Source organism: Vibrio neptunius (assembly GCF_000967495.1).
Classification (GTDB): Bacteria; Pseudomonadota; Gammaproteobacteria; order Enterobacterales; family Vibrionaceae; genus Vibrio; species Vibrio neptunius.
The window spans coordinates 1-14,135 of the sequence record NZ_JXXU01000056.1 but is presented as its reverse complement, the minus strand read 5'-3'; the positions used below and the strand labels follow the sequence as shown (position 1 = coordinate 14,135).

At 44.0% G+C, this 14,135-nt stretch carries 8 protein-coding genes; 3 read left to right on the top strand and 5 right to left on the bottom strand.

The genetic code is table 11. The features are described from left to right. Positions 1 to 16 precede the first annotated feature (16 nt). Entirely contained in the window at positions 17 to 493 is a 477-nt protein-coding gene (locus TW84_RS19205) for a MarR family winged helix-turn-helix transcriptional regulator (protein WP_045977242.1), read from the bottom strand. A gap of 412 nt (positions 494 to 905) precedes the next feature. On the opposite strand from TW84_RS19205, the gene TW84_RS19200 reads away from it, so the two are divergent. Further along, on the top strand, positions 906 to 2,483 hold the full coding sequence (locus tag TW84_RS19200) for a BCCT family transporter (RefSeq protein ID WP_045977241.1): 1,578 nt from the start codon (positions 906 to 908) through the stop codon (positions 2,481 to 2,483). Positions 2,484 to 2,556: 73 nt separating this feature from the next. On the opposite strand, the gene TW84_RS19195 is transcribed toward TW84_RS19200, so the two are convergent. The 4 genes from TW84_RS19195 to TW84_RS19180 form a co-directional block, all read right to left on the bottom strand. Further along, entirely contained in the window at positions 2,557 to 3,276 is a 720-nt protein-coding gene (locus TW84_RS19195; RefSeq protein WP_045977240.1) for a 3'-5' exonuclease, read from the bottom strand. A 7-nt stretch (positions 3,277 to 3,283) separates the two neighbouring features. After that, positions 3,284 to 5,173 (bottom strand): DUF294 nucleotidyltransferase-like domain-containing protein, encoded by a 1,890-nt coding sequence (locus TW84_RS19190; protein ID WP_045977239.1) that lies wholly within the window; start codon positions 5,171 to 5,173, stop codon positions 3,284 to 3,286. Positions 5,174 to 5,281: 108 nt separating this feature from the next. Beyond that, positions 5,282 to 5,668 (bottom strand): Cu(I)-responsive transcriptional regulator, encoded by a 387-nt coding sequence (cueR, locus tag TW84_RS19185; RefSeq protein WP_045977238.1) that lies wholly within the window; start codon positions 5,666 to 5,668, stop codon positions 5,282 to 5,284. 159 nt (positions 5,669 to 5,827) lie between these two features. After that, on the bottom strand, positions 5,828 to 7,435 hold the full coding sequence (locus TW84_RS19180; protein ID WP_045977237.1) for a putative bifunctional diguanylate cyclase/phosphodiesterase: 1,608 nt from the start codon (positions 7,433 to 7,435) through the stop codon (positions 5,828 to 5,830). A gap of 265 nt (positions 7,436 to 7,700) precedes the next feature. Here TW84_RS19180 and TW84_RS19175 point away from each other — a divergent pair, with 265 nt between their 5' ends. Both TW84_RS19175 and TW84_RS19170 read left to right on the top strand, forming a co-directional pair. Next, positions 7,701 to 8,894: an acetate/propionate family kinase gene (locus TW84_RS19175; protein WP_045977236.1), complete on the top strand. Its 1,194-nt coding sequence runs from the start codon at positions 7,701 to 7,703 to the stop codon at positions 8,892 to 8,894. A 456-nt stretch (positions 8,895 to 9,350) separates the two neighbouring features. Beyond that, a complete protein-coding gene (locus tag TW84_RS19170; RefSeq protein ID WP_052707942.1) occupies positions 9,351 to 13,460 on the top strand; it encodes an esterase/lipase family protein in 4,110 nt (1,369 codons plus the stop codon). Positions 13,461 to 14,135 lie beyond the last annotated feature (675 nt).

Genomic DNA, 14,135 nt, shown 5'->3' with positions numbered 1-14,135 from the left:
ATCCAGCTTAGGGTGGTTATTCTGGTTTAGTAATGCTTCCAAGCTCAAGTACAGGTGCAACATCAATGTCTTCCGCATTCATCATCGAGGAAATACGTTGTACCGAAGAGAGAAGCAGTGACTGTTCCCATTCTTCCAGGCGTTGAAACTTATTGATGAAGTTCTGCTGCAAAGGCATTGGGGCCTGTTCGAGTACAGCGATGCCCTTATCGGTGAGGTGTGCATGCACTTTACGCTTATCTTGAACACTGCGAACACGCTTGACTAACTCCTGGCGCTCCAAACGATCAAGGATAGTGGTTGCGGTTGCCTGACTCATGTTGGTGTGGTTAGAAAGCTCACGAATCGTCACTTCACCGAGCTCACGTATCGAGCGCATGAGAATCAGTTGTGGGCCTGTTAAGCCAGACTCTTTACTTAGCCTTTTCGAGTGCAGATCGATGGCGCGGATAATCTGTCGAATAGAGATAAGAACTTCTTCGTGCTTTTCCAATGTTAATCCTTAGTGAGCGAAGCGTTTGGAGGCGAGAAAATACATGAAAATTCCCGCAAAATGAAGCCTGAAAACCCATAAATATCATACTTATTTCTCATAATAGTGAGGGAAAGAATAGTTATGAGATTTTGAAAGAAATTTTTTGGTGTAAATGTGATGTTGTCAAATGTTTAGAAGTCAAAATGAATAGGAGGGAAGGATTGTTGATTATTGTGTGAATAATAGGCTTTTGAACAGGTCTATGCCTAAAAAATGGACAAATAATAGTGATTTACTGGAATGATCTGTATCTGGGCGTACAATGGTGTTGAGTCGATCAAGTCTTGATATAGATTAAATTGTTTCTATCACTAATGATTTTTCTATCTGAAGGCTTGATCAGGGAAGAATAATCATTAAGAGAGGAAAGATGACGAAAGGTATAGACAAGTACAGTATCGACAGTACCGATTACACCATCGGCCAAGATAATGTACAAAAGTGGGGGTTTGATGTTCATAACCCCGTGTTTGGCGTGAGTGCCGGATTCATCGGATTGTTCCTGTTTGCTGTGTTGGTGATGGATGCACAGTCAGCAAAATCCTTGCTCGATGGGTTGAAGTTTCAAATTATCGGCAGCTTTGACTGGCTATTTATTTGGTCAGGCAACATTTTTGTCGTGTTCTGCCTTGCGTTAATCGTAAGCCCATTGGGTAAAATCCGCCTTGGTGGTCAAGATGCGACAGCGGATTATTCATTTATCTCGTGGCTATCGATGCTTTTCGCTGCGGGTATGGGTATCGGCCTGATGTTCTGGAGTGTGGCCGAGCCAGTTGCTTACTATACGGGTTGGTTCGAAACACCGTTAGGGGTTGAAGCCAATACCCCTGAAGCGGCAAAACTGGCAATGGGCGCAACCATGTACCATTGGGGTCTTCACCCTTGGGCTATTTACGGTGTTGTTGCTCTGTCTTTGGCGTTCTTTGCTTATAACAAAGGCTTACCGCTTTCCATTCGCTCTATTTTTTACCCTATTCTTGGTGATCGTGCATGGGGCTGGGCTGGCCACATCGTTGATATTTTAGCGGTATTGGCGACGCTGTTTGGTCTTGCTACATCCCTTGGTTTAGGTGCGCAACAAGCGGCGAGCGGTATCCACCATGTATTCGGTTTAGATGCAGGGATGGGGTTACAGATCGTCGTGATTACGGTTGTGACTTTACTCGCAGTGGTCTCCGTTGTGCGTGGTATTGATGGCGGCGTAAAGGTGATCAGTAACATCAACATGATCGTCGCCTTCTTGTTACTGATTCTGGTTGCTCTGATTGGTTATGCGGTGGCGTTTGGCAACATTGGCACCACGCTGATGGCCTATGTTGAGAATATCATTCCGCTAAGTAACCCTCATGGCCGTCAAGACGAAGCCTGGTTCCAAGGCTGGACAGTATTCTACTGGGCATGGTGGATTTCATGGTCGCCATTCGTTGGTATGTTCATTGCGCGTGTGTCTAAAGGCCGCACGGTACGTGAATTTATGACAGCGGTTCTATTGGTGCCTACCGCGGTAACACTTCTTTGGATGTCTGTATTCGGTGGTCTAGCGATTGACCAAGTGGTGAACAACATCGGTGAGCTCGGTGCAAATGGTCTAACGGATGTTTCTCTGGCCATGTTCCAGATGTTTGATGTACTGCCGTTCGGGACGGTATTGTCGATTATTGCAGTGATTCTGGTGTTGGTGTTCTTTATCACCTCGTCTGACTCAGGCTCATTGGTGATTGATAGCATTACCGCTGGTGGTAAAGTCGATGCACCCGTTCTTCAGCGTGTGTTCTGGGCATTTATGGAAGGGGCGATTGCGGTAGCACTACTTTGGGTAGGTGGTACAGAAGCCGTTCAGGCACTGCAAGCCGGCGCAATTTCTACTGCCTTGCCGTTCACCTTTGTATTGCTGATGATGTGTGTCAGCTTGCTCATGGGCATGCGTACTGAAAAATACGATCGCTAGTCGACGTAGTTGAATAGAAAAAGGGACGAATTTTCGTCCCTTTTTTATTTCTGACTGCGCGACTCGCTGGGTATCAGAGCCAAATCTGACCCAGTGTCGTTGAGCGCTGATAATGATAGGCTATTTGCGCCTGTAGCAACTCAGCGGTTGCCACCGCATCCGTTAAGGCATGATGTGGCGTGTAAGGAGGAAGGCCATATCGCGTTCGGCTAGCCCCTAGTCTGACGGAGTCTGGTTTCTTGCCCAACACTTTATTCAGTATGCCACCGTGCAGACGTTGTTGGTGCAGGGTCTCAAGATGCATGGTATCCACGACCGGAAACTCAATCCCTTCATTAATCCGGTCCTTGAGTGCTTGATCAAAAAACTCACGCTCAATTCTTTGATAATGCACCACCATGATCTTGCCCGCCATCTGTTGTAAAACCTGCTCATAAACTTCAGACAAGTCCGGCGCATCGAGTATATCACTATGGGTAATGCCATGAATGATGACCGATTCTTCGGCCAGTTGCTGACGCGGGCGCACTGTCCAATGATGCGCTTGATTGATAAAGATTCTGTTGAGGTTAAACGGCACGGTTCCAATGGTGATGATGTCGTCCTGGCTGGAATCTAGGCCCGTGGTTTCAAAATCCATCGCCAGAAACGTCACGTCTTCCAAGTGAGTATCCGCAGTAGGGAGGCCACTATGATAGTAACGCTGGAGTGAATCATTTCGGCTCGTTTTCTGTTTTGCCTCAAACTTTTTTTCCCAGTCTATCGTCGGCTTACGCATCATATTTTTAATCATGGTTCACCTACTTAAAATTATTGCTGGCTTGGTAGCGGAACTTGAGAAAATTCTGTGCATTACTGAGGATCTGGAACGCATCTTTTAGATTGCGGCGTTCAAAATCAGATAGATTTTCTGGTTCAATATTGTTGTCTGGTTCGATTTCATTCTCTACATCCAGCGCTTGGTGACGAATTCGTACCATAGAAATAAACTCTAATGCATCGCGAAGATCGCGCGCCTTTCCTTTGGGTAAAATGCCAGCTTCATGAATATCATCTAGGCGTTCAAAGGAGTTGGTCGAGCGGGACCCAACCGCTAGCGCGTGGACACGAATTAAGTCAGCCAATGGAGCAGTACCACGGCGCTTGAGGTTGATGGAGTTTTTATGCTGGCCGTCTTTCTCCATCACAAAATCTTTGAAGAAACCGAGCGGCGGCGTTCGGTTCATCGCATTGCGCGCTAGGCAGGCTAGGAAGCGGTTGTTTTTTCGAGAGCGCCTAACAATAAAACCGTTGAGCTGTTCGGCCCATTTCAGGCGACCATAAACACCGACTAAGTCAAAGAAAATAGAGGCATTCAATAGTGCTTTCGGGTTCGGGTCGTCAATCCAGTCGGCAAAGCACTCTTCCCACTCGGTACGGGTCATGCGCCACTCCGGATTAGTCGCCATAATGTCACCGGTACAATAGGTGTAACCGCACTCATTTAATCCATCACAGATTTTCTTGGCCAGAGCAGAGAAATACGCATCGTGTTGTTCCTTGACATACGAATTATCAAGGATGATGGCGTTGTCTTGATCGGTGACGAGAATCTGCTCGTCTCGGCCCATAGATCCTAAAGCCAGAAAGCAATAGGGAATCGGCGGTTCGCCTAACTCTTCTTCCGCCAGCTCAATAATTCGCTGTTTGAAGCTTTTACCAATCACCGACATGGCACTGCCGACCATATGAGAGTTCGCATCTTCGTTGACCAATCTCACAAAGCTATCTTTTACCTGTTCAGATAAAGCCGCGAGCTCTTCTATCGACTGTTGTTGGAAGATGCTGCTGACCAAGAGTAGAGAGTTTTGCGATTCGTAGCGGACAATGTCTGTCGCTTCAATAATACCAATCGGCTTTTTATCTTTTAAAACAGGAAGATGATGCACGTTGTAGCGCAACATGGTCAGCATTGCTTCATACACGTACGCATTGTGATCAAGGGAAATGACTTCGGTTGTCATCACGCTAGCCACTTCATCGTTCGCATCGAGACCTTCAGCCAATACACGGGTACATAGATCCCGGTCGGTGATGATGCCCACCAGTGGGGAATTATCTTCCTCGTTGTCTTCGAGGATGTCGGGGTCGATGATCAACAGTGAAGAGACATTCTCTTCAGCCATTTTGATCGCAGCATTCTGGATGGTTTCTGTTTTTTCCAAAAAGGGCGCATCTCCGGTGAGAAGCGTGCGCACTTTAGACGTTGTTAGGTCGTTTTGTTCATTGGTACTTGAAACCGCTTGACGAAGTCGGGCGGTATCTTCGACTTCAACAAAATCGGCAAAGGTTTCGTGATTGTCGTAGAGCTCTTGGAAAATGGCTTCGGGAATGCAGTACACCAACGTATCTTTGGTCGCTTTGGCTGGAAAGCGCACTTTATTATTGGTGAGTAGGCCCATTTGACCAAACAGAGCACCTTCATCGAGGCGGTTATAAAGTTCACCTTTACGTCGATAAACTTCAACAACCCCACTGCGAACCATGTACAAATCATGGATCTCATCGCCAAAGTGGATGACGGGTGTATCCTCACGAAAATAAGAAATTTCAACATGCTTGGTGACTAAGTTGAGCACGTCGTCTTCGAGCTCATCAAAGGGAGGGTGTTGAGAGAGAAAATTCTTAATTTCCAGTAATTCTGCTTCCATGAAGACATCCGATGTATCTGAGTTGTCTTTCAATGTTACATGATCTGTGGACGTACTTCATGGTGAGCAGTTGAAAAGAGTAATAAAATTAAGAGAATGGGCAACGCTTCACTTGGTGAGATCTTCAATAATAGGGCAATCACTGCCTTCATCGCCGGGACACGCGTTTACCCAACTCTTGAGTTGCTTTTCGATTTCTTTCAGTTGACGAATCTTAACCTCAACTTCTTTGAGCTTTTCTTGAGCCTTCGCTTTAACTTCACGACTTTTACGCTCGGGGTTATGAGCCAGTTCGACAAACTCCTTGCATTCTGCCAGAGAAAAGCCCGCATTTTTCGCTCGTGAAACGAGATTGAGCTCCTGAATATGTTGTTCACTATACTCTCGATAACCTGCTTCACTGCGATTAGGGGAAGAGATCACGCCTTTATCTTCGTACAAACGTATCGATTTACTCGATAAACCGGTGAGTTTTGCTACTGAGCCTATATTCATGGATACCCTCTGCCTATGAGTGGTTGCACGCATTAATGGTGAGTTTTACCGTTTTACTACTTTCTGGCGTTGAGGCCAATGCTTTTATGGGGTCAAACTTGAGAAACCAAGTGAACCGCAGGGGACGACGATCTGCATCGCTGGTATCTTTTGGGATTGTTAGGTTTGCTCAGCCAGTTCAATAATTTGGGGTGGGTTGTGGTTGTGAGTCCAACGGATCGCGTCGTCAATCTTTAACGCAGGGCTGTAGAGAAACCCCTGAATATAGTCGCAACCATAGTTTTTTAGCATTTCGAGTACATTGTTGTCTTCAACACCCTCGGCGACCACGGTGTAGCCCAGCCCATGAGCCAGTGCAACCGCATTAGAGACAATCGAACCATTGCGTTGGTTCGTCTCTAATTGATAGAGAAAGGAGCGATCAATTTTTATTTGGTCAACCGGCAGATCTCTTAGCAATGACAGCGAAGAATAGCCAGTACCGAAGTCATCTAGACTGATCTTAAAGCCGAGTTCTTTAAGGCTTTCCAATAAAACTTCGGGGCTTCTCAAGCGATTAATGGCGGTACTTTCAGTGATTTCAAGGATAAGGTTTTCAGTGATATCCGGGTAGATCTGAATCAGCTTTTCAAGCTGTCTCTTAAGGTAATTACCCATCAGATCTTTGGCTGATAAGTTGACATGAACCGGGCAGCGGATGTTTTCAGATTTGAATTTTTCGATGTCTTTTGAGACTTGCTCAAGCACCCAATTGGTAATCGAGGTCACCTTATTGCTTTGTTCAGCGATGGGGATGAACTCAACGGGGCTAACGATAGAGCCGTCTTCTTTTTGCCAGCGGATCAGCGCTTCGTAGCCACTGACAATGGCACTTTTGCTGCTAACAATAGGTTGATAGTAGACACAGAACTCATCATTAAGCAGCGCGGCATCGATTTCGCGAGCGATACGCAGCTTTTTCTTCGCCCCTTGGCTCATTTGATCGTCATAACAGGCGATCAACCGACCGGACTTTTTGGCCCAGTACATGGCCACATCTGCGGTGTTGATCACTTGCTCCGCGGTATCGCCGTGCCTTGGAAACTCACTCAAACCGATCACCGCACAAGTACTTAACTCAAAGCCATCAATAGCGAAGGGCTTACGCAACTCGTTATCAATCCGTTTAGCCAAGGCTTTTGACGCCACTTCATTACCGTTTGGACAAAGGATAACAAATTCATCACCACCAATACGGGCGATAAAGTCTTCGTGTTCCAACAGAGATGACATTCGTTGTCCAATCTGAATCAGTAATTGGTCGCCGCAAAAATGGCCCATTCCGTCGTTGATTTGTTTGAAATTCACAATATCAACCAGCAGGAGATCAAAGGGCCTATCGGACTCAATCAGCAGCTCGATGGCTTCAATACAATGTTTTCGATTAGGAAGGTTAGTGAGAGAGTCGTGAAGCGCGTTATGCTTTTCTTCATCAGCAAGCGAATGGAGTTGCTGAATACTTTGCAAACTGTAGGTGGTGACCATATAAACAAAAATGCTGCCGCAGAAGAGAATAACGCATAGCCCCAGCAAAACTGGCGTAACAACTGGCTCAGATATAATGGCAATTAAAACAAATAGATAGCCTAAAACAAAGCCGATAATTAAATAGCTCAACACCTGCCAGCCTAGATGCTTTGTCTTGCGACAAACCTGGTTAGCAGGCACGTATCCCGCGACCATGATAATGATGCCTGAGATGACTAAAAAAATAGATAAGGTTGCCACTACTTAGACCATTTGGACCGACTTTGGGTTAATTATCGAAAGTATCACACTGAATAGAGTTTAGGCCCGTATCTCGTATTTATAAAACTGACATTAAATTTTTGGATCAAAATAATCTTCAGATTGCGTTAGATCAACAAACATTCGCTTCAAATGCGCTCTCAATTAAAATAAAGTTGAATAATTAAAAAAATATTGAATAATGTAAGCCACACTAAGAAGCGCTTTGCTTCCAAAATTCGGTCTGAAACAGGATACCTATTCCATGTCTAACTCGTTTGTGCTGGTTATTAACTCTGGTAGTTCATCTCTCAAATTCGCGGTGATCGACTCCGTAACAGGAGACGCTGTCGTCACTGGGTTAGGAGAGTGCTTTGGGCTCCCTGAAGCGGTAATCGGTTGGAAATACAAGGGTGAGAAAACTGAAGAAGCCATCACTGCTGCAGACAATCATCATCAACATGCCATCAACCGAATCGTTAGCCTGATGGAATCATTGGGTTTTACCAACGATCTAGTTGCCGTGGGTCACCGTATCGTGCATGGCGGAGAAAAATTCACATCAACAGTTCGCATTAATGACGACGTCCTAGCAGAAATTGAAAGCTTGTCTGATCTGGCACCGCTCCACAACCCAGCAGGCGCGAAAGGGATTCAAGCTGCGATGCAAGCTTTCCCAAGCCTTCCTCAATTTGCTGTCTTCGACACCGCGTTTCACCAAACCATGCCGCAAAAGGCATTCACTGGTGCGATCTCCAATGAACTGTATAAAGAATATGGTATCCGCCGATACGGTTTCCACGGCACTAGTCATTACTTCGTTAGCCGTGAAGCGGCGAAAATGCTGGGTAAACCTGTCGAAGCGTCGAGCTTTATTTCTGTCCACTTGGGCAACGGCGCATCGGTTTGTGCGATCAGCAACGGTCAATCTGTCGATACATCGATGGGCTTTACCCCTCTAGCGGGCCTGATGATGGGGACACGTTCCGGAGACCTAGACCCTGGTATTATCGAGTTCCTAATGAAAAAAGGCTGGAGCCAAGAGAAAGTCTTCGAGACCTTGAACAAGAAGTCAGGCTTCCTTGGTGTTTCTGGTTTGACTTCTGATGCACGAGGTATTTTGGAAGCGATGGAAAACGGCCATGAGGGGGCGAAGCTCGCATTTGAGGTGTTCACTTACCGTGTGGCTAAGTACATCGGCTCTTACCTGATCCCCCTTAGTGGATTAGATGCGATTATTTTTACTGGTGGTATCGGTGAAAACTCACTGCCAATTCGTCGAGAGATTTTAAACAACCTCAAACTATTAGGTTTTATTGAAGACGAAAAAGGCAACGAAGACGCCCGCTTTGGCAGTGCGGGTATTATTGCTAAGTCTGAGGTGTTGGGCGCTGTCGCGATGGTGATTCCAACCAACGAAGAGTTTGTGATTGCTCAGCAGTCAGTAGAACTACTGTAAAGATTCATAACTTTAAAATTGGAAAGCGAGCCCAAGTGGCTCGCTTTTGTGTTTTTATATGTTGGAGAGGCTTATAGCCAAATACCTAAACCCAAAGCAAACATCGTTAGATGCTTTGTTGTCTGGCATTCACTTTCAGACTCCTTAAGACACTAGCCAATCGAGACATGGTTTTGCCCCAAAATGAGTTGAGTATTCATTTCAGCCACACTCAGTTCACAGTTTTTACCATACAAGAACTAATGTGATAAGTGAGAGCTAAACTACCCTTCTTACTCTTAAGCAATTAAAGCGAGTAGTCTAATGTCTTAGCTGATGACTAGCCACGATTGTACGTACTAATCACTAATGTTTAATCTTGGGTTATCATATGTAACTTGTTGAAATAAAAACTATTAGATGATTAATGTTTGGGATAAACTTTGAACGATAATATTTATACCAATAGAGGTTTGCATGGCTGACTTGCGATTGATGTCTGGCGATTCTTTAGCTAGAAAACATGTTGTGTTTATTCATGGATTAGGTGGCAATGCTGAAACCACATGGCAATCGAATAATTCAGAAAAAGTATTTTGGCCTAAGTGGTTACATGAAGATATAGAAGACACATTTATCTGGTCTATTGGTTACGAGGCACCTAAGTTCACTGTGCGAGATTCGGGAATGGGTCTCCTAGATAGAGCGCAAAACGTACTAGAGACACTCTTAACCGAACAGCAACTAAGTAAGGGCGAGCTAATACTAGTAGGTCATAGCCTAGGCGGACTAATTATTAAACAATTACTTAGATTGGCAAGCGATCAGAGCGGGCGTAAGGGTGCGGTTGAACTTGTAAATAGAGTCACTGGTGTAGCGTTTTTAGGCTCACCTCACACTGGTGCAGATCTAGCGCAAACAGGCAACTCTCTTTTGGGGCGAATATTTCTCAAGCTGTTCTTGCATCAACCTTCAGCTGCAACTGCTTCATTAGAGCGTAATGATGCCACTCTTCGGGAGTTGAATACTTGGTATCGGGGTTGGTGTCACGATAAAGGAATTCGGCATTTAGTTTTGGTTGAAACCAAGCCATATCTGATATTTGGAAGGATTGTTAAGGCAGATAGCTCAGACCCAGGTTTAAAAGAGCGGGCAATTCCAATAGATGCTCATCATATTAATATAAGTAAGCCACTTTCAAAACAAGACGATATATATAAACATATTAAGAAGTTTGTGGCAGAAGATACTTTATCCAAACAGGCCAGTTGGTTACGGTCTAATTTTGGGAGGGATTATAGTGGCTGGGAGGAATATGGCAATTGGGCTAAGTGCCCAAAGGGAATTGAGGAAGAATACATATTAGATCAAGCTGTGCGCCTTCACCGTTCTTACTCTAATGACTCAGAAGGTTTAGCTACAATTGATGCATTGAATTTGCTTCGAAAACGCTTACTCAAAGCTGGCGCGTCGATTCGTTTAGTCGGGCTGTCAGGTGTAGGTAAAACACGCTTCGTACAAGCACTATTTGATGAGAGAATCGGGGAAAATGCTCTTGATAAGGAGAGCGTGTTCTATTCAGACATTAGCCTATCTCCTTCACCCACTCCACGAGTTTTAGTCGAGCGACTTCTTAGAGACAATATTGAGTCCATTATTGTAGTGGATAACTGTGCCCCCGATTTACATCGCGAACTTACTAATTTATGTAAAAGTAACAGCACAGCTAGAATCCTAACTGTTGAATACGACGTTAGGGAAGATCAGCCAGAGCAAACTGAAGTTTATACCTTAGAACCAAGTTCTAGTGAGCTTATCGAAGCAATGATTTCATCAAGGTTCCCACACTTAAGCAAACAAACTGCTGGGAAAATCGCTGATTTCTCAGGAGGTAATGCAAGAGTAGCCAATGCGCTTGCCTCTACTATTGGAAAAGATGAAAACATATCCAGATTAAAAGATGAAGGGTTGTTTAAAAGGCTGTTTCATCAGCGCCATGATTCTGATATTGGCTTAGAAAAAGCTGCCGAGGGGCTATCGTTAGCTTATTCATTTCAGTTGGAATCTGAAGATGACTTCAGTGAAGAGTTAAAGTTGCTCGGTGGAATAGTAATGCTTCCTCCTCATGAAATGTACAAGTTTGCTAAAGAGCTGAAACGACGAAACTTAGCGCAACAACGTAGCATTTGGATGGCAATATTACCTCACCCCATTGCGAATAGACTAGCCCGTTTAGCTTTGCAGAACGTCCCAAATTCAAATGTTGAGAAGTTCATAAACAGCAATACACAACCAAGACTGCTCAAGTCATTTTCACGTCGTATTGGGTATCTTAATGATAGCGAAGAAGCTGTTAAGCTAGCATCATTGTGGCTAAAAGCTGATGGAGTAATAGATTTACTTTTTAAAAAAGGTAATGACGACTTATCGATCTCATTGGTGGCCAATATTGCCCCAATTATTCCAAATGAAGTGCTCACCTATCTGGAGCAAAGAGCAAAATTTGATTCAACTTTCTTAAGTAGGGACAACCCTCATTACATATCAATTACAAGGCTTCTTCGATCTCTAGCATATGAAGATGACTTGTTCAGTCAATGTTTTGAGCTGCTCTGTCATTTCGCATTATCTGAAAAAAAAGGGGAAAATAACAACTCTGTTAGAAGCTTACTTCGTAGTTTGTTTCAGCTTTATCTATCAGGTACACACGCCACATTGGAACGTCGAATTAAATGCATTGGCAAACTCATAGATAGCACGAATGAAAGCGAGAGAGAGCTGGGGTATGAGTTGCTCGATAGCTCGCTTAATACTTCCCACTTTTCATCAAGTTATGGTTTTGATTTTGGTGCTAAATCAAGAGACTTTGGTTACGAGCCTCAAAGTCGAAATGATGTGCTTTCTTGGTATCGTGAATACTTATTGCTCATTCGTAATCTTGCTTCGTCAGCTAATGTTATTGATGAGCGTGTCAAAGAAGTTTTTGCTAGTAATATTAGAGGGTTATGGAAAATAGCTGAACTACATGATGATCTCGAATCCATATCCAAAAGCTTCTGTAGCAATGGGGGATGGCCACGAGGTTGGCTGGCTTTAGGGGCAACATTGCGGTTTGATGCAACATCAATGACGAAAGAGCACAAAAACCGACTTGAAATGTTAAGGGCAAATATTGCGGCTCAAGATCTAGACGGTCAAATGGAGCTATATGTATTTGCTGATAACCATAATTACTTCGGTCTTGATGAGCTAGATGAAGAAGGTGAAACGGTAAAATGGGGGTATGAAAAAGCTCAAGAACTCGCAGAAGAATTAGGCACACATGTTGCTCAAGAGCACTATGACTATCTTATAAACAAGTTAGCTAAGATTCTTACAACTATGAATACTAACAACCACCTATTTAGGTTTGGTCATGGAGTTGCGAGCGGAGTAAATGATATAGAAAAGGTATGGGGTGATATAGCCGCCTGCCTAGAAAAACTAGATATCAAAAAAGTAAACTCGAGCTTTGTCGGAGGTTTTGTCAGATACGTTTACGACAATGACTCAGATAAAGCACAACTGATTTTAGATTGCTTATTAAACAGCGATAAACTAAATCAGATATACCCATTGGTGCAGTTTAATTGCCCCCTAGATGAAGTTGCTGTAAGTAGGCTTATAGCATCATTAAAAAATAATACCTCTCCGAGCTGGATGTACCGAAATATGGCATCAGGTAGACGGCATGAATCAATATCTGACTCTGATTTAATTAGTATCTTGGATTTGCTCTGGTTGCAACCAAATGGGCACAGCGCAGTTATTGAAATACTAACCATGCGGTTTCATGGATTGGAGAAACAAGCCAATTATGTTCCTAGTGTTGATTTGATTAAAAAATGCAGAGAGTTCTTACTGAAGCATGATTATAGCCGAGATCAACGAGACTATGGTGGCCGAGATTATTCTTTGACACAGATAGCTAAAGTATGCTTTTTGGAAGATAAGGCTGGGGAAGATGCTAACACTCTGTTCAAAAAATTGTATGAAGGCATAGCTACTTATAAAGTTTATGCTTTCGACTATGGGAAGTTTCTATCAACTTTAATCGAACTACAGCCGACCCAAGCCTTAGATGTATTACTCAAGGATAACAATGTATCAGATGAAATCGCAAGAAGTCATTTATCTAGAGAAACAAGCCCATTCTCTAAGCTCCCTATTGATAAAGCTATAGCTTGGTGCAAGGAATCACCAATACACAGATTTAAAACTCTAGCATCGTCGATCACTCCATATGAGAAGAATGGGGAACATCTTAAACTAACCAACTTGGCAAAAGCTCTAATTAACAAAAGTCCTGAGCCGTGGCTAGTGATTGAAGCTTTCGAAAGAGCTGCAATCCCAATGTCTGGGAGTGGTTCACGTGCATCCATAATTGAACAGAGAGCTGAAATGTTTGAGGAGCTTCTTTCCCATGAAAACCCTGATGTTGTAGAAAGTACCAAAACGATACTTGGCAAGCTAGAAAAGACGGTAGGACGGGAAAGGGCCGACGAAGAGTTAAGGTCAAGACGATCAGAAGAACGGTTTGAATGGTGAGTTTAGAGGAATACTGGCTGACTTTTGCCTAGAAAGTTAGCCATATATTTCATAATCCAAACCTAAAAAATAGATCAAATATTCTAGCTTGCTTTTGTCCAAAAACGCCCTAAATCGTTCGTCATATCTTGGTAAGCTTTGCTTTCTTGGTGGGGTATCTCTTCACAGCCTTAAACTATAGCAGCCGTTTTCTGTGACGGCCTTTTCTAAACCTCATCCTTTACTCGACACATTGTTAACACACCTCTTTACAAGGTACTGATTTTTGACCACTTAATCGGCCTACACGCTGAAACCGTTGACTCTTCTGAACCCCAGCGATATCCTGCAAAAGCACTGGCAAAATCCAGTGTCGGGATTCGTACCCCGCACCTTACACATGGCGCATAGATGCCGGCTGAACCTTAGCCTTCATCATGTGCGGCCTAGGCACATCTGTAGAAATCTAAATCGCATCAATAAATGCGCATTTCGATTCGGTATTACGGTGGGCTGGGCGAGGCAGCTTAGGCTGGCCGTTTCCATGTGTGCGGTAGTACGAACCTTGTTCAGTTCACCACCCTTTGTTATGGGGTCTCTGTGTGGTGATGGAAATGTTTTCCTGTTGGAGGTTACCATGCCAAAGCTCACGGCCGACCATGTTCTGAAAGTCCTCAATTCTATTTGTTACCGTAT

Coding starts and splice junctions, on each gene's coding strand:
- TW84_RS19200 (WP_045977241.1), top strand. CDS start 906: ATGACGAAAGGTATAGACAAGTACAGTATCGACAGTACCGATTACACC.
- TW84_RS19195 (WP_045977240.1), bottom strand. CDS start 3,276: ATGATTAAAAATATGATGCGTAAGCCGACGATAGACTGGGAAAAAAAG.
- TW84_RS19190 (WP_045977239.1), bottom strand. CDS start 5,173: ATGGAAGCAGAATTACTGGAAATTAAGAATTTTCTCTCTCAACACCCT.
- cueR (WP_045977238.1), bottom strand. CDS start 5,668: ATGAATATAGGCTCAGTAGCAAAACTCACCGGTTTATCGAGTAAATCG.
- TW84_RS19175 (WP_045977236.1), top strand. CDS start 7,701: ATGTCTAACTCGTTTGTGCTGGTTATTAACTCTGGTAGTTCATCTCTC.
- TW84_RS19170 (WP_052707942.1), top strand. CDS start 9,351: ATGGCTGACTTGCGATTGATGTCTGGCGATTCTTTAGCTAGAAAACAT.